Here is a 23,422-nt window from a genome sequence, read left to right as displayed (position 1 = left end):
TGGCGGTGTAGGAGCGAGCTTGCTCCGGGCGGCGTTCCGACGATGGTCGTCAACGATAACGCGTGTTGCCTGAATACCCGTGGTGCTCTTGGGTCCATCGCGAGCGAGCTCGCTCCTACAGGGGGAGTGCGTTGCGTTCAGAACGGTGCCGGGCACTCGAAACGCAGGCGTTCGCCGGTCTGGGGATGAGTGAACGTGAGCATGCTCGCGTGCAGGCACAGGCGCGGCCAGGCCGCCAGTGCCTGCTCATGGGCATACAGCCCATCGCCCAGCAGCGGGTGGCCAATCGAGAGCATGTGCACGCGCAACTGGTGGGAGCGGCCAGTGATCGGTGTCAGCTCGACGCGGCACCAGTCGCCACAACGCTCCAGGACTCGCCAGAAGGTCAGCGCATGCTTGCCGAATTCGTGATCGACCACATGCCTTGGCTTGGTCGGTGGGTCGTAGCGCAAGGGCAGGTCAATGCTGCCGCTGTCCAGTTCGGGTTGGCCCCAGCACAACGCCGTGTAGGCCTTTTCGGTTTCCCGGTCGTGAAATTGCCGGGACAGCTCGCGATGGGTGTCCGGGTCACGAGCCAGCAGGATGATGCCCGAGGTCTCCCAGTCCAGCCGATGGACTATTCGCGCTTCCGGGTAGCCGTTTTCTTGCAGGCGGGTAATCAGGCAGTCCTTGTTGTCATCGGCCCGGCCAGGGACGGAGAGCAACAGGGTCGGTTTGTTCACCACCAGTACGGCGGCGTCCTGATGGATGATGTGGACGTTGGACAACGGCATTAAAACAGCCTCGTAACAAACGCCAACGGCGGTTCAGGTCCCTTCCAGTGACAGAAGGGGCCTGAACCGCCGTGGCTCCAGCCGGATCGACTCAGCGATCAGGCAGGGTGATATTGAGTTCCAGAATCGAGCAGCTGCCCTGGCTTTCCAGTGCGACATGCACGTCATCGGACCCGATATTGACGTACTTGCGGATCACCTCGACCAGTTCCTTCTGCAAGGCCGGCAGGTAGTCCGGGGTGCTGCGTTGGCCGCGTTCGTGCGCCACGATGATCTGTAGACGCTCTTTCGCTACCGACGCGGTGCTTTGCTTTTTGTTGGCACGAAAGAAGTCAAAAAGGTTCATTGCTTAGTTGCCTCCAAACAGGCGCTCGAAGAATCCCTTCTTCTGTACATCGAGGAATCGATGATCCACGGTCTTGCCCAGCAGGCGGTCAACGGTATCGCTGTAGGCCTGGCCGGCATCGCTCTGGTCGTCGAGAATCACCGGAACACCCTGGTTGGATGCCTTGAGCACCGCCTGGGATTCAGGGATCACGCCGAGCAGGGTCACCGAAAGGATTTCCTTGACGTCTTCTACGCCGAGCATTTCGCCTTTGCTCACACGTTCCGGGTGATAACGGGTAATCAGCAGGTGTTCCTTGATCGGGTCTTCGCCACGTTCGGCACGACGGGACTTGCTGGCCAGCAGGCCGAGCATGCGGTCGGAGTCACGTACCGAGGAGACTTCCGGGTTGGTCACGACGATCGCTTCATCGGCGAAGTACATGGCCAGGTGGGCGCCTTTCTCGATGCCCGCCGGGGAGTCGCAGACCACGAACTCAAAGTCTTCCTTGAGTTGCATCAGGACTTTTTCCACGCCTTCGACGGTCAGCGCGTCTTTGTCGCGGGTCTGGCTGGCGGCCAGCACGTAGAGGTTTTCCAGGCGCTTGTCTTTGATCAGGGCCTGTTGCAGGTTGGCTTCGCCGTTGACCACGTTGACGAAGTCATACACCACGCGGCGCTCGCAACCCATGATCAGGTCAAGGTTACGCAAGCCCACGTCGAAGTCGACGATAACTGTTTTGTGGCCGCGCAGAGCGAGGCCGGTACCGATAGCGGCGCTGGTGGTGGTCTTACCCACACCACCCTTGCCGGATGTAACCACGAGAATCTTGGCCAAGGTGTTTCACCCCTAAGGAAAAAGGACTTTTCAGTCCCTGAAAAACATCTCCTGAAAAACTACTGCAGTCGGACAGCCTTGGCTGGAATCCGGTTTTGAGCGGTATTTACCCCGGTAAACACTGCTTTCAGCCTTTTTCCTACTTCGTTTGAGCCGTTTTCGCTACGTTTTAGAGATGCTTGGAAAATGCGGCAGTATCCGTTAAAGCCGAATGATGTTCAACACGTCGCCGGACAGGCTGACCTGCACACCCGCCCCCCATAGAGGGTCGCGGCGCAGATCTTCGGAAACCTTGTAATGCCCGGCGATGGATACCAGTTCAGCACTCATTTGCTGACAGAAAATCCGCGCTTTGGTGTCGCCCTTGACGCCAGCCAACACGCGACCCCGCATCGGGCCGTATACATGGATGTTGCCATCGGCGAGAAGTTCCGCCCCCGGGCTGACCGAGGAAGTCACCACCAGGTCACTGCCCTGGGCATAAATCTGCTGGCCACCGCGTACCGGCGAGGTGATGATTTTCGTCGGCTTGATGGTCGGCTCGGGCGGTTTTTCCGGTTTTTTCTTCGGCTCGCCTTCGCTCAGGTCCAGTGGACGCTCCCGGGCACCGGACGGTGGCAGCACCGGCAGGTCGACCGCGATGGCGGCGGCAATGTCTTCGATGCGACTGGCGCGGATCGCCAGGGTCCGCAGGCCATGCTGGCGGCAGACACGCATCAGCCCCGGCAGATCGACGGCGCCTTCGTTGGCCGGGAGTTTGTCCAGGGCCAGTACCAGCGGCGCGTTGCTGAAGAAGTTGGGCGCCTGGGCGACCTTGGCGGCCAGTTGCCGATCAAGGCTTTCGAGGTCGTTACGGGCCAGTTCCAGCACCGTAATGGCCAGCATGCTGCCCTTCAACTGGAACACGGGATCTTGGTCTAGCGGTTCGGTTTGGCTCATGGTCGGCATACAACGACTTGTCACTAAAAGTGCCGAGACTTATAACGAGAACGCCCGCAGGCCGCAAGCCGGGTCGAACGATGTAGAATGCGCGGCCATTGTCATTCCGGAAGCATTAATGGACCGCCCGCGTTTTCGAAAAGCATTTCTATCTCCACGTTTCTGGCCGCTGTGGTGTGGCCTGGGGCTGTTGTGGCTGATCGTTCAGTTGCCGTATCCGGCACTGCTGTGGATCGGTCGCGCACTGGGCGCATTGATGTATCGCGTGGCCGGCGACAGACGGCGCATTGCCAAGCGCAATCTGGAACTGTGCTTTCCTGAAAAGACCGCCGCCGAACGCAAGCGCCTGCTCAAGGAAAACTTCGCCTCCACCGGCATCGCTTTTTTTGAGATGGCAATGAGCTGGTGGTGGTCGCGCAAGCGCCTGGCGACTCTCGCTCACGTTGAGGGGCTGGAATATCTGCAGCAGGCCCAGCGCGAAGGCAAGGGCGTGATCCTGATGGCCCTGCATTTCACCACCCTGGAAATCGGTGCGGCGCTGCTCGGCCAGCAGCACACCATCGACGGCATGTACCGCGAGCACAAGAACCCATTGTTCGACTACATCCAGCGCCAGGGCCGCGAGCGTCACAACCTCGACTCGCTGGCGGTGGAACGTGAGGACGTGCGCGGCATGCTCAAATTGCTGCGCTCGGGCCGTGCGATCTGGTACGCACCGGATCAGGACTACGGCGCCAAGCAAAGCGTCTTCGTGCCGCTGTTCGGCATTCAGGCCGCGACCGTTACTGCCACCAGCAAGTTTGCACGGCTGGGCAAGGCGCTGGTGGTGCCGTTCACCCAGGAGCGTCTGGCGGACGGCAGCGGGTATCGCCTGGTGATCCATGCGCCGCTCGAAGGCTTCCCCGGCGAAACCGAAGAAGCCGATTGCCTGCGCATCAACCAGTGGATTGAAGGTGTGCTGCGCGAATATCCCGAGCAATACCTGTGGGCCCATCGCCGCTTCAAGAGCCGTCCACCGGGCGAGCCGAAGCTGTACGCCAAACGTCGTTGAGTAATCGATCCCTTTGAGCACCATGGAGTGTTGCGATGAGTCCAGCTGAACCGGTTACAGGGTTGATTCTTTCCGGCGGCGGGGCTCGGGCGGCCTATCAGGTCGGTGTGCTGGCGGCGATTGCCGAATTACTGCCGCCGGGGGCGAGCAATCCGTTTCCGGTTATCGTCGGCACTTCGGCGGGCGCGATCAACGCGGTCAGCCTCGCCAGCGGGGCAATGGACTTTCGTAACGCCATCGAAAGCCTGACGGCCTTCTGGCAGGGTTTTCGCAGTCATCTGGTGTTGCGCAGCGACTGGCCCGGGGTGATCCGCCAGGCCAGCCGCTTTGTCAGCCATAGTTTGCTCGGTATCGGCAAACACATGCCGGTGGCGTTGCTTAACAGTTCTCCACTGCGCAATTTGCTCAACGACAAGCTGCATATGCGTGGCATCACTGAAGCGATCGCACAGAAGCAATTGCATGCGGTGGCGGTCACGGCGTTCGGCTATGAGTCCGGCCAGGCAGTCACCTTCTATCAGGGCGGCGGCAAGATCGATGCCTGGTTGCGCCATCGACGCATCGGCGTTCCCACCCAATTGTCCGTCGAACACCTGCTCGCCAGTTCGGCCATTCCACTGCTGTTCGCCCCGGTGAAAATCGGCGAGGAGTATTTCGGTGATGGCGCGGTGCGTCAGTCGGCGCCGATCAGTCCGGCGCTGCACCTGGGTGCCAGTCGCGTGCTGGTGGTGGGTGTCAGTGGCAACCCGCGTGGTTTCGATCCGGAGCAGCCACTTCAACGCGCTTACACCGGGCAACAGCCCACCCTGGCGCAGATTGGCGGGCACATGCTCAACAGTACGTTCATTGATAGCCTGGAAAGTGACATCGAGTTGCTGCAGCGCCTGAACCAGTTCAGTCACCTGATGCCCGACGGCACGCCGATCCGCGCCTTGGGCGTGGCGCCGGTGGACGTGCTGGTGATTTCACCGAGCCAGCCGATCGACGAGATTGCCGCGCGACATCGCCAGGAATTGCCACCCGCATTGCGTCTGTTCCTGCGCGGGCCGGGCGCGACCAAGACCAGTGGGGCAGGGGTATTGAGTTACCTGCTGTTCGAGGCGGGGTATTGCAGCGAGTTGATCGAACTGGGGCGGCGGGATGCGTTGGCCAAGCGCGGGGAGTTGTGTCGGTTTCTGGGAATAGTGGAGCCTTTGGTTTCGGCTTGAGATGTAGGAGCGAGCTCGCTCGCGATGGGCGACAGGACTGCGCGGGGTATCAGGACCCCAGCGTTATCGTTCACGACCATCGCGAGCGGGCTCGCTCCTACAGGAGGTTTTCAGATCAGAAGTGAACCTTGACCAGGAAGCTGGTCACGCTCTGATCAGTCTTGAAGCCCTGGCTGTCTTCAATCCCGTACTTGTTTTTCCAGTAGTCATACTCGACACCGACGTACAACTGCTTGGCACCGAGGTTCAGTGCCTTGCCCAGGTCGTATTTGACCTGCGGATTGAAGTGCAGGTTGGCGTGGTATTCGCCATTTTTGTTCACATCATTGTCGACGACCCAGTCCATGAAACCATCGATCAGCACATCCGAGCCTCCCACCGGGATGGTGTAGGACCAGACCGGCGTGACCTGCCAGATGTTGTCACCCGGACGGTCGCCTTCGGTATGACGGTTGTAGAAGTTCAACTGGAAGTAGTCGAAGCCCGGGATGGCCAGGTCGAAGCCCGGACCGATCAGGTAGGACTCGGTATCGTCTTCACCGAACTCGTAGGTCATGGCCAGCAGCACGTCCTTGATCGGGCCGAACTCGAATTTCTGGTCGAAGATCTTGTTGAACGACAGGCGTGGGCTGAACTCGCCGTAGTGGGTGTTCTTGCCCGCGAAGGCGTCTTCCTTGCCGTTGTAGAAGATCTTGTCGATGAAGAAGAAGTTGTCGCCGTACTTCCAGCCATCGGCGTGCTCGAAGGTCACCGTCTGCTGGATGCGCGGGTTGACCTGGAAGTCCTTGCCATACAGGTAGGTCAGGCTGTTGTTCTGCCACTGCAGCAAATCGCCGGCCATGGCCTGGCCCCCGGCCAGCATCGATCCCGCCAGCATCAGGCTAGTGCACGTACGTTTCATTCGGTTGCTCCCAAAAAGTAGGTGGTTCCACGTTATTTTTTAAGGTCGGCGCTCTGGTGTGGCGCCTGTTCTGTAGCGGTAAAAATCATCCGCTCGGTCAGCTTTAGTGCTGTTGGCAAGAGCCAGGCCAAGGCTTTCAAAAAGCAAAAAAACTCCCGTTCGGCGGCTCAAGAGCAGTCGATTGAGAGGGGTTTTGGAGTGCCTTGGTGTCTGCCAGCGCCGGGATAAGTTGGCCTGCTGGTCAGGTTTTACATCCGGGCTTTTTTTTAAACCGGATTCGGGCGGCCGCGGAGAATACTGACTCCTCGGCCAGGTCTCAAGTGCTCCACAACGGCGCACCGACGACAGGTTTGGGGCGCGGTTGCGGGGCAGCATCAGAAATGCACCTTCACCAGCAGGCTGGTGGTGTTTTCATTGGTGTCGAAGTGGCTGCTGTTTTCGATGCCGTACTTGTCTTTCCAGTAGCTGTATTCGGCGCCGACGTACACCTGTTTCTCCCGCCAGCCCAGGGCCTTGCCCAGGTCGTACTTGATCTGCGGATTGAAGTGCAGGTTGGCGTGATAAGTGCCATGTGAGTTCTGGTCGTTATCCACCACCCAGTCCATGTAGCCGTCGATCAACAGGTTCGAATTACCCAATGGCAGGGTGTAGGACCAGGCCGGCGTGATCTGCCAGACATCGTCGCCGGGACGCGAGCCTTCGGTCTGACGGTAATAGAAGTTCAAGGTGAAAAAATTGAAGCCCGGTACCGCGAGGTCGAAACCAGGGCCGATCAGGTAGGCCTCGGTGTCGTCTTCGCCGTTCTCGTAGGTCATTGCCAGCAGCACGTCCTTGATCGGGCCGAATTCGAAACGGCGGTCGAGGATCTTGCCGAAGGAGAGGCGCGGGCTGAACTCGCCGTAATAGGCGTGGACGCCTTTGTTCCGGTCTTTGTCGCCGTTGTAGTAAGTGCTGTCGATGAACATGAAGTTGTCGCCGTACTTCCAGCGGTCGGCGTGTTCGAAGGTGATTGTCTGCTGGATGTGCGGGTTGACCACGAAATCCTTGCCGTACAGGTAGCTCAGGCTGTTGGTCTGCCACAGCAGCAAATCGCCGGCCATGGCCTGACTCGCGGCCAGCAGGCCACCACACAACAGCAAGTTGGTTTGTGTCCGAATCATCTGTTGCTCCCTCTTGTTTTTATTTTTGCGAGGCGCAGGCAGCCCCTGCCCCTGTAGGAGCGAGCTCGCTCGCGATGGTCGTCAACGATTACGCGTGTTATCTGGATAACCGCGGTGCTCTTGGGTCCATCGTCGGAACGCCGCCCGGAGCAAGCTCGCTCCTGCAGGGGGCGTGTCTTTACCTGTCAGTGGGCGTGGCAGTCTTTGGCGGCTGCGCGTTCGGCGCCGCCAAGGATGTTGAACAGCAGGTTCAGCGTCAGCGCGCTGAGGGTGGCCATGGCGATGCCGCTGTGGGTGATCGGGCTCATCCACACGGGCAGGTGGGCGAAAAACTCCGGGCGTACCACCGGGATCAGCCCCATGCCGATGCTCACCGCCACCAGCAACTGGTTACGACGGTCACCGATGTCGGCTTCCTGGAGAATCTTGATCCCGGTGGCAGCGACCATGCCGAACATCGCAATCGCTGCGCCACCCAGTACTGCCGGAGGAATCGAGGCCACCAGGAACGCGGCTTTGGGCAGCAGGCTCAGCACGATCAGCAACCCGCCGGCAACGATGGTCACCGAACGGCAGCGCACGCCGGTCATCTGCACCAGGCCGATGTTCTGGGCGAAGGAGGAGTGGGTGAAGGTGTTGAAAAAACCGGCGAAGAACGAAGCGCCGGCATCGCACAGCAAGCCGCGACGCAGCATCCGTGGGCAGACGTCCTGGCCGGTGATCTTGCCCAGCGCCAGGAACATCCCGGTGGACTCGACAAAGATGATCACTACCACCAGGCACATCGAGAGGATCGGTGCCAGTTCGAATTTCGGCATGCCGAAATGCAGCGGGGTGACGAATTGCAGCCACGGCGCCTGAGTCATGCCACTGAGATCGACCATGCCGAGCAGGCCGCAGAGCACGTAGCCCAGGCACATGCCGATCAGCACGGAAATATTGACCCAGAAACCGCGCATGAAGCGGTGCACCAGCAAAATGGTACCCAGCACCAATGCCGCAATGGTCAGGTAGATGGGGGAGCCGAATTGAGCGACTTCAGCACCACCGCCGGCCCAGTTCACAGCCACGGGGAACAGCGACAAGCCAATCGAGGTGATGACCGTGCCGGTCACCAGCGGCGGGAAAAAGCGTACGATTTTGGACATGAACGGGGCGATGAGCATGCCGAAGAACCCTGCGGCGATGGTGGCGCCGAAGATCCCCTGCAGGCCGATACCGGGCATGCCGGCCATGGCGACCATGCTGCCGACGGCGGCGAAACTGGCGCCCATCATCACTGGCATGCGAATGCCCATGGGGCCGATGCCGAGGGACTGGACGATGGTGGCAATACCAGCCACCAGCAGGTCGGCGTTGATCAGGAAGGCGATTTCTTCACGACTCAGGCCTGCGGCCTGTCCGATGATCAACGGCACCGCAATGGCTCCGCCGTACATCAGCAGAACGTGTTGCAGGCCAACCAGGATCAGTTGCAAAAGGGGCAAGCGCTGAATGGCGGGTGCGTCGGGGATGCGCGCTTCGGATAGCTCGGACATGCAACACCTCGGATCTTTTTTATTCTTGTGATGTACAGCTGCTGTGCTGCTGGCAGCTGTTTTCGAATCAGGTGGGCCGCGTTGCGGCCATTCGCGAGCAGGCTCGCTCCCACAGGTTTTGCATTGTCTGTGTGGGAGCGAGCTTGCTCGCGAAGCTTTTTACTTAGTTGGTCGGAGCACCCTGAACAATCCAGGCACCGATCAGGTCACGTTCCTGCTGGGTCATCTGCGTGATGTTGCCCAGTGGCATGATCTGGCTGGTGACGGCTTGCGCCTGGATCCGCGCGGCGTTCTGGCGGATCTGCTCGGGGGTGTCGAACATCACACCGGCGGGGGCCGCACTGAACAGCGGGCTGGTCGGCTTGGCCGAATGGCAAACCGCACAACGTTCCTGGATCACGCTGTGCACTTTGTCAAAGCCTGGACCGGCATTGGACGCTTGCACCGGTGCGGCTGCCGGCGCTTCGGCAGGTTTAGCTTCAGCGGGTTTCAATCCACCACCCACGGCTGTTTCCGGCAGTGGCTGGTATTCGATCTTCGCTGGCGCCTTGGCCACTTCCGGGCTGTTCAACGGCGCAGGGCCGGTGACGTAAGCCAGGCTGATCATTCCGACGGCTGCCACAGGCAGGGTCCAGGCAAACTTGTGGCTGTCGTGACGGGTGTTGAAGTAGTGACGCACCAACACCGCCAGTACCGCGATCCCGGCCAGGATCAACCAGTTGTACTGGCTGCCGTAGGTGCTCGGGAAGTGGTTGCTGATCATGATGAACAGCACTGGCAAGGTGAAGTAGTTGTTGTGGCGCGAACGCAGAAGGCCTTTGGCCGGCAGCGCCGGATCCGGCGTGCGGTTCTCGGCGATCGCCGCGACCAGTGCGCGCTGTGCCGGCATGATGATGCGGAACACGTTGCCGACCATGATGGTGCCGATGATCGCGCCGACGTGCAGGTACGCACCCCGACCGCTGAACACTTTGCTGAAGCCGTAGGCCGCGCCGATGATCAGTACGAACAGGATGAAACCCAGCAGGGCAGGGCGTTTGCCCAAGGCCGAGTCGCACAGGAAGGAGTAGATGAACCAGCCGATGAACAACGAGCCGAGGCCGATGGCCACGCCTTCAGGACCGCTCAGGGTGCTGCCCGGAGCCAGCAGGTAGAGCGTCGGGTTGGAGTAGAACACCACGCACAGCAGCGCAATGCCCGACATCCAGGTGAAGTAGGCTTCCCATTTGAACCAGTGCAGGTTGTCCGGCATGGTCGGTGGAGCCAGTTTGTATTTTTCCAGGTGGTAGATACCGCCACCGTGGATTGCCCACAAATCGCCGGCCAGACCGCTTTTCGGGTTGACCCGATTGAGGTTGTTTTCCAGCCAGACGAAATAGAACGACGCACCGATCCAGGCCACGCCAGTAATCATGTGAACCCAGCGCACGCTCAGGTTCAGCCATTCCAACAGATGTGCTTCCACAGTCTTTACCTCACGCCCGTCACGCTTGTTTTCGCGTGATCGGACCTTCTCTTATTGGTGGGGGGCGAGGATCAAACGCTCATCCTCTTTGAAGAAATGCTCATCGCAGTTATTGCCTGTGCCACTGCGATCAACCACCAGGAAGTCATCCCGCTTTTCGATCGTCAGCACCGGGTGGTGCCAGACGCCGCGATGGTAATTAATGCCCTGCCTGCCGTTGGTGACGAAGGCACGGACCAAGCCTGATACAGGTACATCGCCAAGTGGCGCGACCACGATCAGAAAGGGGTTGCCGAGCAGCGGAATGAAAGCCTGGCTGCCCAGCGGATGGCGCTCCAGCATGCTGACGGTCAGCGGCATGTCCTGCGCGTCGGCGCGGAAAATGCTGATGATCGCCTTGTCCTCTGGCGTGGCGGTTTCCACCGTCGCCAGTTTGTGGAAGCGCATGGTCGAACCGTTGTTGATCATGAAGTGATCGCTGCCGTCGGTTTCGATCACGTCACCGAAAGGGGCGAAGGCTTCTTTGGTCAGCGGTTCAATTGTCAGTGTGCGCATGCTGGTCTTCTTATCCGAATTCGTTGTTGTCTGTTCTATTGTCTTCGCGAGCAGGCTCGCTCCCACATTTGACCGCGTACCCCTGTGGGAGCGAGCCTGCTCGCGAATGGCCTCACCGCTTATTTAGCGACCTTGCCCAGAACGCGCAGGCGGCTCACACCACCGTCCGGGAACACGTTCAGGCGGATGTGGGTGATCGGGCCAAGTGCCTTGATCTGCTCGGCGAAGGTGTGTTCGGCGTGCATTTCCAGCTTCTGGCTTGGCAGCAGTTCGCGCCAGAACAGCGACTGGGTTTCGATCTGGCTGTCGGTACCGCCCTTCACAAAGGCGCCCTGGATCGAGCAGCTGTCCGGGTAGTTGCCCTTGAAGTGCAGGGTGTCGACGATGACTTTTTCGACTTCACCGGCATGACCCAGCGCGACGATGACCCAGTCATTGCCCGGAGTACGTCGACGCGCGGTTTCCCAGCCATCGCCCATGTTGATGCCACGGCCCGGGTTGAGGATGTTGCTCATGCGGCCGAAGTGTTCGTCGGAGCAGGCGAGGGCGCGGCCGCCGTTGAGGGCTGCGGCCAGGTCGACTTGCTCGTTGTCGCCGATGGCCGACCAGTCGCGGAACGGCACGCCGTACACACGCAGACGGGCCACGCCGCCATCCGGGTAGATGTTGAAGCGCAGGTGGCTGAAGGCCTGGTCGTTGTTGATTTCATGGTAGTGGTGGCTGTTGCCTTGCAGCTCGACGGCCGACAGCACTTCAACCCACTGGGTGTTTTCGTTCGGCTCGCCCGAGGCCAGGAAGCAGGCTTCCAGGGAGGCCGATGGCGGGAAGTTGCCGGTGAAGAATGAAGTGTCGATGTCGACGCCCTTGATCGAACCCGGCACGCCCAGGCGAATCACTGCGCTGTCGAAGCCTTCGAAGCGCTTGCGACGCGATTCCCAGCCGTCCATCCACTTGCCGTTGTCATCGAACACGCCCTCCTTCCATACGGCCGGGGTCGGTTGGAACAGACGGTTGGCGTCTGCGAACCAGTCATCGGTGACCGAGATGATTTTGGTGCCCAGGCGGGCATCGGCCAGGTTGACGAACTTCTCGAAAGGTACGGCGTAAGCTTTCATTCTTCTTGTCTGCCTTTAAATAAGTGGCTTGGGATGCTCTCGCGGCTTTGGTCCCGTTCGGCGTTCATGAACGAGCCGGGGCCACGGTTGCTATAGGGTCAGTAATCGGAACAGGGCGATCTTGTTGATCTGCGCCAGCGCGCACTTGAACTCGGTGTCGACCGGGTTGTGGATGCGCGTTTCGAACGCTGCGAGGATCTGATGCCGGTTGCTGCCTTTTACCGCCATGATGAAGGGAAACTTGAACTTGGCCTTGTAGGCGTCGTTCAGCTCGGTGAAGCGAGAAAACTCTTCGGCCGTGCATTGGTGAATACCCGCGCCAGACTGTTCTTCAGTACTGGCCGCGGTAAGCTGGCCCTGGACGGCGGCTTTGCCGGCCAGGTCCGGGTGAGCGTTGATCAGTGCCAGCTGGCTGGCGTGATCGGCGCTCAACAGGATGTCGCTCATGCGCTGGTGCAGGGTTTCGATCTGGTCGATCGACGCGTCCTGGCCCAGGTCGAAGGCCTTTTCGGCCACCCATGGCGAGTGTTCGTAGATGTCGGCGAAGGCTTTGACGAAGGCGTCGCGGCTCAGGGTCGAAGGTTTGACGGTTTGAAAGGTGCTCATTTGGCAGCCCCTTGGTACGGGTGGGTTTGCTGCCAGTGGCGCGCGATGTCGACGCGGCGGCTGAACCACACCTGTTCATGACTTTTAGCGTATTCGATAAAGCGCTTGAGTGAGGCCAGACGCGCCGGACGGCCGATCAGGCGGCAGTGCAGGCCGATCGACAGCATTTTCGGCGCTTCGGCGCCTTCGGCGTACAGCACGTCGAACGCATCCTTGAGGTATTCGAAGAAATCGTCGCCCTTGTTGAAACCCTGGACCTGGGTGAAGCGCATGTCGTTGGTGTCCAGGGTGTACGGGATCACCAGATGCGGCTTGCCGGTCGGGTTGTTCGGCTCCCAGTAGGGCAGGTCGTCGTCGTAGGTGTCGCTGTCGTAGAGGAAACCGCCTTCTTCCATCACCAGGCGACGGGTGTTCGGGCCGGTGCGACCGGTGTACCAGCCCAGCGGACGCTCGCCGGTGATTTCGGTGAGGATGCGGATCGCTTCGAGCATGTGCTCGCGTTCCTGGGCTTCATCCATGTACTGGTAGTCGATCCAGCGATAACCGTGGCTGCAGATCTCGTGGCCGGCATCGACCATGGCGCGGATCACGTCCGGGTGACGCTGGGCGGCCATGGCCACGGCGAAGATGGTCAGCGGAATGTCGAATTCCTTGAACAGCTTCAGGATCCGCCACACACCGGCACGGCTGCCATACTCATAAAGGGACTCCATGCTCATGTTGCGCACGCCTTGCAGCGGTTGCGCAGAAACCATTTCCGAGAGGAACGCTTCGGACTCTTTGTCGCCGTGCAGGATGTTGCGCTCGCCACCTTCTTCGTAATTGAGTACGAACGACAGGGCAATGCGGGCATTGCCCGGCCAGTGTGGGTGAGGAGGGTTACTGCCGTAACCGACCAGGTCGCGTGGGTAGTCAGCGCTCACTGCAGGCTTCCTTCTTGTTCGATGATGACGGTTGGTGTGACGCAGCTGAAGATTGGATGGCAGGCTTGCGTCACAGCGATGGACTGATTGTATACAACTTTATATTCACTTTGTAAGCCTGAATTTTCGCATTTTTCACCGGCCGTCATCTTTTACTGCGATTGGCGTGAGCCTGCAAGAAATCTGCCTGACTGGTCAGTAATTTGATGAAGGGTTCATAGGCTGTGCGGTTTGGCCGGAAATCGATGCCCAATGCGCCGGTGACGGGGGTTGTGGGAAAAATGTCGTTTTTATTGTGTACAATTTTTATTAAAAGTGTCTTAATCAACCGCTCGCCGCAGCTTTTCGTGCTCCGAATCGGTGCGGTCTCCTTTTCAACTGACTTCGGGAGGCGCGAAGTCTGACTGCTCCACGCAGGCAGGCGCGCAGAATCAATGGGACGTTTGACTACACACGTTTTGGACGCAGCACACGGTTGCCCGGGCAGCTCGATCAAGGTCGAGTTGTACCGCGTTGAAGGTTCGCAGCTGGAATTGGTCGCCACTGCAGTCACCAACAGCGATGGCCGTGTCGATGCACCACTGCTGCAAGGCGATGACTACCGCACAGGGGTCTATCAGGTTCAGTTTCATGCCGGCGATTACTACCGCGCCCGTGGCGTCAAGCTGCCGGAGCCTGCCTTCCTGGATGTCGTGGTGCTGCGTTTCGGCATTTCTGCCGAGCAGGATCACTACCACGTTCCGCTGCTGATTTCGCCTTACAGCTATTCCACCTATCGCGGCAGCTGATCCCCCAAGCAGCTGTTGCACCCTGGAAGCGACTGCGCATATAGCTTCTTTGGTCTTTCGCCCGCTCACACTGCGGGCTTTTTTTCGCCTGTAGGAGCGAGCCAACTCCGGGCGGCGTTCCGACGATGATCTCCAATGCGCCGCGCAGATCCAGAATGTACGCGTTATCGTTGACGTCCATCGCAAGCAAGCTCGCTCCTGCAGATGTTAACGGCTCAGCAGAGACGCAGCCCCCGCGCCACTGAACAGGCCCGCACTGATCCTGTTGAACCAGCTCTGGCCCTTGCCGCTGCGCAGATACCGCGCTGCACCATGGGCGCCGAGGCCATAGGCCAATTTGCACAGCAGGTCGAGCAGGGTCCAGGTTGCAATCATCACCAACAGTTGCGGCAGGAACGGCTGTTCGGCACTCAAGAACTGCGGCAGGAAGGCGGCGAAGAACAGAATGTCTTTCGGATTGCTCGCGCCCAGCATGAACGCACGGCCGAACAGTGCACTAAAGCGTGGCACCGCTGCTGTCTGTGGCACTTCAGCGCCGTGGGACGGCTGACGCGACTGCTGCCAGCTCTGCCAGGCGAGGTAGAACAGGTAAAGCGCGCCAAGAATCTTCAGGGCACTGAACAGCTGTTCCGAAGCCAGCAACAGCGCACCCAGGCCCAATGCCGAGGCACTCAGCAGGCAGATCGAGGCCGATACGCCGCCAAGAAAGGCCGGGTAGGAGCGGCGAAGGCCGTAATTCAGACTGTTGCTGATCATCAGTAAAGACAGCGGCCCCGGGATCAGGATCACTATCAGCGCAGCGCCGCTGAACAGCAGCCAGGTTTCCAGACTCATCACTTTCCTCCATTTGCACAAAAGCCCCACCCGACGGGGTGAGGCTGTTTTCAAGCCTGTACGGCGTGTGGTTTACAAGAAGATGAACTTGGCGATGAAGATCGCACAGAGCACCCACAGACTGACCGAGATTTCCTTGTACTTGCCGGTGCCGGCCTTCAGCGCCACGTAGGTGATGAAGCCCAGCGCGATACCGTCGGCGACCGAGAAGGTCAGGGGCATCATGATTGCGGTGACGATCGCCGGAATGCTGTCGGTCGCTTCGTCCCATTCGATGTGGGCCATTCCGCCCATCATCAGCATTGCCACATAAATCAGTGCGCCAGCGGTGGCATAGGCGGGAATCATGCCGGCCAGTGGTGCGAAAAACATTGCTGCGATAAATAGCACACCGACGGTGACTGCGGTAAGACCAGTCCGACCACCAGCAGCCACACCGGCAGCACTTTCCACATAGCTTGTCACTGGCGGAACACCCACCACTGCACCGAATACGCTGGAAGCACTGTCGGCTTTCATGGCGCGGGAAAGGTTTTCGATCCGGCCATCAGCACCCACCAGGTTGGCGCGCTGGGCAACACCCATCAAGGTGCCGGCGGTGTCGAACATGTGCACGAAAAGGAACGCCAGGACCACACTGATCATGCTGACGTTGAACACGCCGGCGACGTTCATGGCCATCCAGGTCGGAGCCAGGCTCGGCGGGGCCGACATGATGCCCTCGTAGTGCACCAGCCCAAGGCCCCAACCGGCGAGGGTCACGGTGATGATGCTGATGAGGATCGCGCCGAACACCTTGTGGTAGCTGAGGATGGCGATCATCAGGAAGCACACGGCGGCGAGCAGCGGGCCGGGTTCGCGCAGGGAGCCGAGCTTGATCAGCGTGGCCGGGCTATCGACGACGATACCCGCGGTTTTCAGGCCGATCAGCCCCAGGAACAGCCCCACGCCGGCGCCCATGGCGAAGCGCAGGCTGACCGGGATGCTGTTGAGCAACCATTCGCGGATCCGCGAGAAGGTCAGGATCATGAACAACACACCGGAAACGAACACCGCACCGAGAGCGGTTTCCCAGTTGTAGCCCATGGTGCCGACCACGGTGTAGGTGAAGAAGGCGTTCAGCCCCATGCCCGGTGCCAGCCCGACCGGCCAGTTGGCGTACAGGCCCATCAACAGGCAGCCGAGTGCGGCGGCGATGCAGGTGGCGACGAACGCGGCACCGTGATCGATCCCGGCGTCGGCCATGATGTTGGGGTTGACGAAAATGATGTAGGCCATGGTGATGAAGGTTGTCAGACCGGCAATCAGCTCGGTCTTCACCGTGGTGCCATGCAAGCTGAGTTTGAAGATGCGCTCCAGCCAGCCATTGCGTAAAGGCGGCGAGAGATCCAGCGTCGATGCTTCGGATTTGCGGCTTTCCACAGCGAGTACTCCTCAAGAGTTTTATTTTTATTTCCAGGGCCGGACCCATGGGGGTGGCAGCGGCCCTTTGAGGTACTTGCGAATTTGTTGACTTGTTGGTCAGGAACTCGCACGAGGTGGATTATGCTTTTGTATACAAAGAAAGCAAATAATGTTTTTGATTTTGTAGACGAAATATTTGTCGATAGGGATATATCGCCTGTACGGACGCCATCGTCGGAACGCCGCCCGTAGCAAGCTCGTTCCCACAGGGAGCGCGGTCAACTGTGGGAGCGAGCTTGCTCGCGAAGGCGTCGGTTCAGCCACTACAAATCCAGCAGATTGAATACTCAGTCTGCTGACAATTGGCCTTTCCCCAACGCCAGGTTCACCGCCAACCACCCATTCACCGCTGTCTCCCCAGCCTCGGAAAACACCCGTTCGAGCAATTTCACCTGCTCACGGCGCAACGACTGTTCGAAACGCGCACCGTCATCAGTCAGTTCCAGCAGCCGCTTACGCTTGTCCGACTCGGACGCGACGCTGTTCACCAGATGCATCTCAACCAACTGACGCAGTGGCATGTTCAACGCCTGCTTGCTCACCCCGAGCAGCGCCAGCAACTCTTTGACATTCAGGTTCGGATAGCGGGCGATGAAAAACACGATGCGCTGATGCACCCGACTCAGGCCGCGACGTTCAAGCATTTCGTCGGCCTTGGCGGTGAAGGCCTGGTAGCCGAAGAAAAACGCTTCCATGGCTTGTTGCTGGGAAAGAGGGTTTTTAAGGTCAAGCATATTGACGTATCCGTTCGATCAAGCGTAATTTCGGTCAATAAGTTTGACTCATTTTCCTCGTGCCTCGCTACCGGTGATCCCCATGGCTTTTTCCGAACGTGTCTCGCGCCTTAAAAGTTCTTTGATCCGTGAAATCCTCGCCGCTGCCCAGCGTCCGCAGATGATGTCGTTTGCCGGTGGCCTGCCAGCCGAAGCCATGTTGCCGAAGGTCGAATGGGCCGACATGCCGTTGTCCATCGGTCAATACGGCATGAGCGAAGGGGAGCCGGCGCTGCGCGAAGCGTTGGCTGCCGAAGCGCGAGCCTTGGGTGTGCCGTGCGAGGCCAGCCAGGTGCTGGTGGTCAGCGGCTCACAGCAGACCCTCGACCTGGCCGCCAAGCTGTACATCGACAAGGGCACCGAGATCCTGCTCGAAGCGCCGACTTATCTGGCTGCGCTTCAAGTATTCAAGCTGTTTGGCGCCGATTGCCTGACCGTGCCGCTGGAAGCCAACGGGCCGAACCTGGTGGCGCTTCGCGCCCGCCTGGAACAACACCGCCCGGCCTTCATCTATCTGATCCCGACTTTCCAGAATCCATCGGCCGTGCGTTACAGCGAATCAATGCGTGATGCCGTGGCTGCGTTGCTGGATGAATTCGGCGTGACGCTGATTGAAGACGAGCCTTACCGCGAACTGACCTTCGACGGCGGCAGCGCCACACCGATTGTCAGTCGCTTGAAAAAAGCCAGCTGGATCTACACCGGCACCGTGTCGAAAACCCTGCTGCCGGGATTGCGCGTCGGCTTTCTGATCGCCAGCCCTGACCTGTTTCCCCATCTGTTGAAACTCAAGCAATCGGCGGATCTGCACACCAATCGGGTTGGCCAGTGGCAGGCGCTGCAATGGATCGGTAGCGAAAGGTACCGGCAACACCGCAGTGAGTTGCGTGACTTTTACCGTGGGCGTCGGGATGCGTTTCAGTCGGCACTGATCACGCATTTCTCCGATCTGGCGGACTGGAACGTGCCGCAGGGCGGGCTGTTTTTCTGGCTGAAACTCAAGCAGCCGCAAGACACCCGCACCTTGCTCGACGCCGCTCTGGCCAACGACGTGGCGTTCATGCCGGGCGAACCGTTCTTCCCCGAGCCGGATAATCATCCGGGGTATCTGCGGTTGAACTTCAGTCACATTGATCCGGCGCGGCTGGATGAGGGGCTCAAGCGGTTGGCGGCGGTAGTGCGACAGGCGCAGGGAGCAGAAGCAGCCTGAGGGCAGGCAAAAATAAACCGGCCCTGGAGCCGGTTTATTTTTGTTCGGGATTTGCGTTGTCTGGGCCGCCCTCATTGCGGGCTTGCCCGCGAAGGCGTCAGTCAGAACACCACAAGCAAATCAAACCGCTGCGAAACGCTTGTCCAGATAATCAATGATCACCTTGGACTCATACATCCAGGTAGTCTGGCCATTTTCTTCGATACGCAGGCACGGCACCTTGATCTTGCCGCCTTGCTCCAGCAGGGTCTGGCGATCCTGTTCGTTGTTCTTCGCATCGCGAAGGGCCACCGGCACATTCAGGCGACGCAGGGTACGGCGAGTCTTCACGCAGAACGGGCAGGCGTGGAATTGATACAGCGTCAGGCCCTTGGCCGCCGAGTCGACCTGCGCTTGAGCTTGCGCCGGGCGCTGCTTTTTGCCCGGGCGCGTGATGAAGTCGATGAATATGATCAGTTGGCCAAGGCCGACACGAAGCGCTTTTACGAACACGTTGAAAGCCTCACGGTGCAAATGAATTAGGGCGCGCAGCTTACCTGATTTTTTGCGGGCGAAAAAAAACCGGCGATGAACGCCGGTTTTCTTCGAGTCGCGAATCACTTGATGAGGCTGAGGAATTCGCTGCGGGTGGCTGCATTCTCGCGGAATTCACCGAGCATCACCGAGGTGATCATCGTCGAATTCTGCTTTTCCACACCGCGCATCATCATGCACATGTGCTTGGCCTCGATCACCACTGCAACGCCCAGGGCGCCGGTGACTTGCTGGACCGCATCGGCGATCTGGCGGCTGAGGTTTTCCTGGATCTGCAGGCGGCGGGCGTACATGTCGACGATCCGCGCCACCTTCGACAGGCCCAGGACCTTGCCGCTCGGGATGTAGGCGACGTGAGCCTTGCCGATGAACGGCAGCAGGTGGTGTTCGCACAACGAGTACAACTCGATGTCCTTGACCAGCACCATTTCGCTGTTGTCGGAGCTGAACAGGGCACCGTTGGTGACCTCTTCGAGTGTCTGTTCATAGCCGCGGCAGAGGTACTGCATGGCTTTGGCGGCACGCTTGGGCGTGTCGAGCAGGCCCTCGCGGGAGACGTCCTCGCCCAGTTGGCCAAGGATCGCGGTGTAATTCTGTTCCAGGGACATGAAACTACCTGTGGGATTTTACGCAAAGGGCAAGGGTACGGTGGCGGACACGACGCTGCAAGCGTGGCGCATCAGCTTTACTCGTCGCGACCTTCCATCATGGTGCGTTTGAGCATGACGTAAACCGCTCCGGCACCGCCGTGTTTCGCCTGACAGGAGGTGAAGCCGAGCACCTGTGGATGCTGGCGCAGCCAGGTGTTGACGTGGCTCTTGATCATCGGCCGCTTGCCATCCAGGCGTACCGCCTTGCCGTGGGTGACGCGCACGCAGCGGATTTCGAATCGGGTTGCCTCGGCCAGGAACGCCCAGAGGGTTTCCCGGGCCTTTTCCACGCTCATGCCGTGCAGGTCGAGGCTGCCTTCGAACGGAATCTGTCCGGTCTTGAGCTTGCGCATCTGGCTTTCCTGCACGCCATCGCGGGCCCACATCAGCTCGTCTTCAGGGCCGACGTCGATGACAAACTGATCGGACAGCCCGTCAACGGTGGTGGATTCGGTGCGCACGGTAGCTGCCTGACGCAGCTTGGCAATTTGCGCGCGGTCAGCCTTGGGTTTGCCGGTTTCGGCGCGATCATGCTTGATCGGCTTGACGCCTTGGATCGCGCTCTTGAACAGGGAAAAATCGTCGTCTTGCATGTCAGCCTCCGCGAAGGGCGGCCAGTTTACCCAACTCGAAGCAAATCGGGCGCGACAAAAACGCGCGAGACGCTTGGCTCAGTCGTGTTTTTTCATCAGGTGCGGGGACATGGCCAGTTCCCGCGACTGCCGCGAGCGACGACGGCAACGGCGCCACAGCCAGACCCCGAGGTACAGTACGAACAGGCCGATGACCAGGATCACGGCAGCCCCGGTGCGGCTTGTGTTCAACTCACCCAGGGCGGGTGCGTGACCGAGCAGGCTGGCCGTACCGGCCATGGCGAGCAACACGCCGCACATCGCCAGCAATGCCGCGAATGTTGCGCCGATTCGAAAACGCCAGTTTCTTTGGCCTTTGGGCCGCAAGCGGCGAGCGTCAAAACCATCGGATAACTTCATTCCGACCTTCCTCAATGGGTATCGGCCCTTCGACCGGGAGTTGACCGGGATGTTCCTGAGGCTAAGACAATTATGGCTAATGAGAGCTTTTTGCGGATGAGCGGCGTACCAGGCCGCTCATTGAGCGCCGATCAGATCAGTTCGCGGGTCAGTGCGAGGGTGGCGAAGTTGTCCCCCATGATCGCCATTTCGGTCTGATGAACGTGCGCAGCGCTCAGGACTCCGCCCTTGTAGGGCAAGTCGCGTGTGGCGCAGGCATCTTCAATAAGTGTGCATCGGAAACCCAGGTTCTTGGCCGCGCGCACTGTGGTGCTGACACTGGAGTGGCTCATGAAGCCACAGACGATGAGGTCGAGGGCGCCGAGGTCTTCCAGGCGTTTTGCCAGTTCGGTGCCGTGAAACGCGCTTGGCAGCAATTTGCCGATGACGGTTTCATCACTCTGTGGCTCCAGGCCTGGAATGAACTCACCACCGACGCCTTGCGGGTTGAACATTCCACCGAGTGTTCCGAGGTGGCGGACATGCACGATCGGCCGGCCAGCGGCACGGGCTGCGGCGAGTAACTGCTTGATGTTCGCGACGGCCTCATCCATGCCGCTGAGGGCCAGCGGCCCGCTCAAATACTCTTTCTGGGCATCGATGATGATAAGGGTCGCTTGACTCAGTTTGGCTGCCGGATAACCGCGGCCACTGAGTTGAAACATCGTTTTTGGAACGGACATTCTGGGGCTCCTTGGAGTGGGGCTTTTGCGACATTGTCCTCTGGCTGAGCGGTTCTGTGAATCGCTACGATCGTAGGTGCCGTCGTTGCTGGCCTGTAGCCTTGTCAATAGTCGAGTTTTGATCAATAGCCTGGCGAAAAAACGGACAACTCCTACATTTGAATCGATCGTTTACCCGCGTCGTCGTGGCGCCGTTTGACTGGTAGAATCGCCCGTCGATTTTTCTGGAGTTTGCCGTCGTGATCACTTCCCGCCTTCGCACCCTGCGTGACCATATTCGTTGGGCTGTCAGCCGTTTCCATGGGGAGGATCTGTTTTTCGGCCATGGCACCGACAACGCCTGGGACGAAGCCCGTCAACTGGTGTTGGGCGCATTGCACTTGCCGTGGGAAATTGCTGACAGCTACCTCGACTGCAATCTGGAAGACGACGAAGTGGTCCACTTGCAGAGCTTGCTCAAGCGCCGTATCGAAGAGCGGGTTCCGACTGCGTATCTGCTGGGCGAGGCCTGGTTCTGTGGCATGTCGTTCATCGTTGATGAGCGCGTGCTGATCCCGCGTTCACCCATTGGTGAACTGATCGAAAATCGGTTTACTCCGTGGCTGGCTGCTGAGCCTGCGCGGATTCTCGACTTGTGCACCGGTTCCGGTTGCATCGGCATCGCCTGCGCCTACGAGTTCCAGCATGCCGAGGTGGTGTTGGCAGACCTGTCGTTCGAAGCGCTGGAGGTGGCTAACCAGAACATTGAGCGCCACGGTGTCGATGAGCGGGTGTACACGGTGCAGGGCGACGGTTTTGAGGGCTTGCCGGGGCAACGCTTCGACTTGATCGTGTCGAACCCGCCCTACGTCGATGCCGAAGATTTCGCCGACATGCCGGACGAGTACCAGCACGAACCGGAACTGGGCCTGGCCTGCGGTGACGACGGTTTGAACCTGGTGCGGCGCATGCTTGCCGAAGCGGCGGATCATCTGACCGAGAAGGGCCTGCTGATTGTCGAAGTGGGCAACAGCCAGGTGCACGTTGAGGCGTTGTACCCGGAAGTCGACTTTGCCTGGCTGGAGTTCGAGCGTGGCGGCCATGGTGTGTTCATGCTGAGCGCGCAGCAGTGCCGGGAGCATCAGGCGCTGTTCGCTTCTCGCGTCTGACTGTCAAAAACTTCGCGAGCAGGCTCGCTCCCACAGAGGATTTGTGGTGTTCACAAAACCTGTGGGAGCGAGCCTGCTCGCGAATGGCGGCGGCTCGCTCTCAAGCTATTACCGATGCGTGGCAATCCAGATCAGCAACCCCGCCTGAAACACCGCAAACGCCACCAGGCAAGTAATGGTGAAGCGCAGCCCGGCGTCTTCGCGTTTGTATTTGCTGACTTTCTCTTCGTGTTTCTTGAGTTTGACTTCCTGCTCGGCCAGGTTCTGCTCGGCTTGCTGGAGCATCTGAGCCGCCTCGAGAATTTCCACGACCTGCAGTTTTTCGCTGTTCCAGTCGCCAGAAAGGTCGCCGACCCTGACCGGCTTGACGCTGCCTTTCAAATGCTGGGCATCGGCATACGCCACGTCGAAACCGTGCACGCGTAAAAAATGATCGCGGCGCAGGCGGGTGTCTTCGTTCAGCGCATCCTTGTTGTTCAGGTCAAAGCCGTCGACGGTGTAGGTCGGCCAGCGCCTCTTCGCCCAGTTGATGCCCTGGGACGCCAGGAATCGACCAATGCCACGGTTCAGCGGTTCAACCTGTAAGCCGCTTTGCGGGCCGAAATGCACGCGCTTGTCGGCGTGATCGACCCACACGTCCAGATGATTCTGTTCCTTGCGTACGCGCTGGCCGGGCAGGGTGATGCTCATGCGCATCAGGCTGTGCTCCTTGTCGTTGCGCTCGGCATAGCCGAACTCGACAAAACGCAATGGGCGCCCGCCTGTGTTGCGGTCAGTCTGCAGCGGCGACAGACGGAGCATCTTGTGGTGCTCGACGTGGACGTCCGCCCAGGGCAGCTCGACCGCTGGCGGTGCGTCTTTTTCAGCGCTGGTGTCGGGTGAAGTCTGGGTGTCAGTCATAACGGCGAGAT

The 23,422-nt window shown here is 59.6% G+C and carries 26 protein-coding genes; 5 read left to right on the top strand and 21 right to left on the bottom strand.

Annotated elements, in window-relative coordinates:
* Positions 1-137: 137 nt before the first annotated feature.
* The 4 genes from CAF65_RS14550 to minC form a co-directional block, all read right to left on the bottom strand.
* Positions 138-773 carry an RluA family pseudouridine synthase gene (locus tag CAF65_RS14550; RefSeq protein ID WP_008017695.1) on the bottom strand — a complete coding sequence of 212 codons (636 nt, stop codon included), beginning with the start codon at positions 771-773 and terminating at the stop codon, positions 138-140.
* A 91-nt stretch (positions 774-864) separates the two neighbouring features.
* The gene (gene minE / locus CAF65_RS14545; RefSeq protein ID WP_007974947.1) at positions 865-1,119 is read right to left on the bottom strand and encodes a cell division topological specificity factor MinE; all 255 of its coding nucleotides are present in this window, start codon (positions 1,117-1,119) and stop codon (positions 865-867) included.
* 3 nt (positions 1,120-1,122) lie between these two features.
* Positions 1,123-1,935 (bottom strand): septum site-determining protein MinD, encoded by an 813-nt coding sequence (gene minD / locus CAF65_RS14540; protein WP_007974946.1) that lies wholly within the window; start codon positions 1,933-1,935, stop codon positions 1,123-1,125.
* A gap of 201 nt (positions 1,936-2,136) precedes the next feature.
* A complete protein-coding gene (minC, locus tag CAF65_RS14535) occupies positions 2,137-2,874 on the bottom strand; it encodes a septum site-determining protein MinC (protein WP_085717060.1) in 738 nt (245 codons plus the stop codon).
* 118 nt (positions 2,875-2,992) lie between these two features.
* On the opposite strand from minC, the gene CAF65_RS14530 reads away from it, so the two are divergent.
* Positions 2,993-3,925 carry a lipid A biosynthesis lauroyl acyltransferase gene (locus CAF65_RS14530; RefSeq protein WP_085716892.1) on the top strand — a complete coding sequence of 311 codons (933 nt, stop codon included), beginning with the start codon at positions 2,993-2,995 and terminating at the stop codon, positions 3,923-3,925.
* 35 nt (positions 3,926-3,960) lie between these two features.
* Positions 3,961-5,133 (top strand): patatin-like phospholipase family protein, encoded by a 1,173-nt coding sequence (locus CAF65_RS14525; RefSeq protein ID WP_085716891.1) that lies wholly within the window; start codon positions 3,961-3,963, stop codon positions 5,131-5,133.
* A 115-nt stretch (positions 5,134-5,248) separates the two neighbouring features.
* Here the strand turns inward: CAF65_RS14525 and CAF65_RS14520 are convergent, their stop codons facing one another.
* The 8 genes from CAF65_RS14520 to puuE all read right to left on the bottom strand — a co-directional run bounded on the left by CAF65_RS14520 (position 5,249) and on the right by puuE (position 13,396).
* Positions 5,249-6,034, bottom strand: coding sequence for an outer membrane protein OmpK (locus CAF65_RS14520; protein WP_085716890.1), 786 nt, complete (start codon positions 6,032-6,034; stop codon positions 5,249-5,251).
* A 374-nt stretch (positions 6,035-6,408) separates the two neighbouring features.
* Positions 6,409-7,194 carry an outer membrane protein OmpK gene (locus tag CAF65_RS14515; RefSeq protein WP_085716889.1) on the bottom strand — a complete coding sequence of 262 codons (786 nt, stop codon included), beginning with the start codon at positions 7,192-7,194 and terminating at the stop codon, positions 6,409-6,411.
* A gap of 185 nt (positions 7,195-7,379) precedes the next feature.
* The gene (locus CAF65_RS14510; protein WP_085716888.1) at positions 7,380-8,732 is read right to left on the bottom strand and encodes a nucleobase:cation symporter-2 family protein; all 1,353 of its coding nucleotides are present in this window, start codon (positions 8,730-8,732) and stop codon (positions 7,380-7,382) included.
* Positions 8,733-8,895: 163 nt separating this feature from the next.
* The gene (locus CAF65_RS14505) at positions 8,896-10,197 is read right to left on the bottom strand and encodes a urate hydroxylase PuuD (protein WP_085716887.1); all 1,302 of its coding nucleotides are present in this window, start codon (positions 10,195-10,197) and stop codon (positions 8,896-8,898) included.
* 51 nt (positions 10,198-10,248) lie between these two features.
* Positions 10,249-10,752 (bottom strand): ureidoglycolate lyase, encoded by a 504-nt coding sequence (locus CAF65_RS14500; RefSeq protein ID WP_085716886.1) that lies wholly within the window; start codon positions 10,750-10,752, stop codon positions 10,249-10,251.
* A gap of 119 nt (positions 10,753-10,871) precedes the next feature.
* Positions 10,872-11,867, bottom strand: a complete 996-nt coding sequence (gene alc, locus CAF65_RS14495; protein ID WP_008017682.1) for an allantoicase — start codon at positions 11,865-11,867, stop codon at positions 10,872-10,874.
* Positions 11,868-11,957: 90 nt separating this feature from the next.
* Positions 11,958-12,473 carry a 2-oxo-4-hydroxy-4-carboxy-5-ureidoimidazoline decarboxylase gene (gene uraD / locus CAF65_RS14490; protein ID WP_085716885.1) on the bottom strand — a complete coding sequence of 172 codons (516 nt, stop codon included), beginning with the start codon at positions 12,471-12,473 and terminating at the stop codon, positions 11,958-11,960.
* Positions 12,470-13,396, bottom strand: coding sequence for an allantoinase PuuE (puuE, locus tag CAF65_RS14485; protein WP_085716884.1), 927 nt, complete (start codon positions 13,394-13,396; stop codon positions 12,470-12,472). The genes uraD and puuE overlap by 4 nt, the downstream gene beginning before the upstream one ends.
* 434 nt (positions 13,397-13,830) lie before the next feature.
* Between puuE and uraH the strand changes: the two genes are divergently transcribed.
* Positions 13,831-14,184, top strand: coding sequence for a hydroxyisourate hydrolase (gene uraH / locus CAF65_RS14480; protein WP_008017679.1), 354 nt, complete (start codon positions 13,831-13,833; stop codon positions 14,182-14,184).
* Positions 14,185-14,391: 207 nt separating this feature from the next.
* Here the strand turns inward: uraH and CAF65_RS14475 are convergent, their stop codons facing one another.
* The 3 genes from CAF65_RS14475 to CAF65_RS14465 all read right to left on the bottom strand — a co-directional run bounded on the left by CAF65_RS14475 (position 14,392) and on the right by CAF65_RS14465 (position 17,216).
* Positions 14,392-15,018: a LysE family translocator gene (locus CAF65_RS14475; RefSeq protein WP_085716883.1), complete on the bottom strand. Its 627-nt coding sequence runs from the start codon at positions 15,016-15,018 to the stop codon at positions 14,392-14,394.
* Between the two features lie 72 nt (positions 15,019-15,090).
* Positions 15,091-16,440 carry an NCS2 family permease gene (locus CAF65_RS14470; protein ID WP_085716882.1) on the bottom strand — a complete coding sequence of 450 codons (1,350 nt, stop codon included), beginning with the start codon at positions 16,438-16,440 and terminating at the stop codon, positions 15,091-15,093.
* Between the two features lie 329 nt (positions 16,441-16,769).
* Positions 16,770-17,216 (bottom strand): MarR family winged helix-turn-helix transcriptional regulator, encoded by a 447-nt coding sequence (locus tag CAF65_RS14465; protein ID WP_085716881.1) that lies wholly within the window; start codon positions 17,214-17,216, stop codon positions 16,770-16,772.
* A gap of 82 nt (positions 17,217-17,298) precedes the next feature.
* On the opposite strand from CAF65_RS14465, the gene CAF65_RS14460 reads away from it, so the two are divergent.
* Entirely contained in the window at positions 17,299-18,465 is a 1,167-nt protein-coding gene (locus CAF65_RS14460; RefSeq protein ID WP_085716880.1) for a PLP-dependent aminotransferase family protein, read from the top strand.
* A 120-nt stretch (positions 18,466-18,585) separates the two neighbouring features.
* On the opposite strand, the gene CAF65_RS14455 is transcribed toward CAF65_RS14460, so the two are convergent.
* The 5 genes from CAF65_RS14455 to CAF65_RS14435 all read right to left on the bottom strand — a co-directional run bounded on the left by CAF65_RS14455 (position 18,586) and on the right by CAF65_RS14435 (position 21,363).
* Entirely contained in the window at positions 18,586-18,957 is a 372-nt protein-coding gene (locus CAF65_RS14455; protein WP_085717059.1) for a glutathione S-transferase N-terminal domain-containing protein, read from the bottom strand.
* Between the two features lie 104 nt (positions 18,958-19,061).
* Entirely contained in the window at positions 19,062-19,607 is a 546-nt protein-coding gene (folE, locus tag CAF65_RS14450; RefSeq protein ID WP_007988130.1) for a GTP cyclohydrolase I FolE, read from the bottom strand.
* 77 nt (positions 19,608-19,684) lie between these two features.
* Entirely contained in the window at positions 19,685-20,242 is a 558-nt protein-coding gene (locus tag CAF65_RS14445) for a Smr/MutS family protein (RefSeq protein WP_085716879.1), read from the bottom strand.
* Positions 20,243-20,320: 78 nt separating this feature from the next.
* Complete coding sequence (locus tag CAF65_RS14440; RefSeq protein WP_085716878.1) at positions 20,321-20,641, bottom strand: hypothetical protein; 321 nt, start codon at positions 20,639-20,641, stop codon at positions 20,321-20,323.
* 131 nt (positions 20,642-20,772) lie between these two features.
* Positions 20,773-21,363 carry a cysteine hydrolase family protein gene (locus CAF65_RS14435; protein ID WP_008017671.1) on the bottom strand — a complete coding sequence of 197 codons (591 nt, stop codon included), beginning with the start codon at positions 21,361-21,363 and terminating at the stop codon, positions 20,773-20,775.
* Positions 21,364-21,602: 239 nt separating this feature from the next.
* Between CAF65_RS14435 and prmB the strand changes: the two genes are divergently transcribed.
* Positions 21,603-22,511 (top strand): 50S ribosomal protein L3 N(5)-glutamine methyltransferase, encoded by a 909-nt coding sequence (gene prmB, locus CAF65_RS14430; protein WP_085716877.1) that lies wholly within the window; start codon positions 21,603-21,605, stop codon positions 22,509-22,511.
* 108 nt (positions 22,512-22,619) lie between these two features.
* Here the strand turns inward: prmB and CAF65_RS14425 are convergent, their stop codons facing one another.
* Complete coding sequence (locus CAF65_RS14425) at positions 22,620-23,411, bottom strand: hypothetical protein (RefSeq protein WP_085716876.1); 792 nt, start codon at positions 23,409-23,411, stop codon at positions 22,620-22,622.
* Between the last annotated feature and the right edge of the window lie 11 nt (positions 23,412-23,422).

The organism is Pseudomonas sp. B28(2017) (assembly GCF_002113025.1).
Classification (GTDB): Bacteria; Pseudomonadota; Gammaproteobacteria; order Pseudomonadales; family Pseudomonadaceae; genus Aquipseudomonas.
Note: the sequence above shows the minus strand (reverse complement) of the source record. Positions and strands in the feature narration are given on the sequence as shown.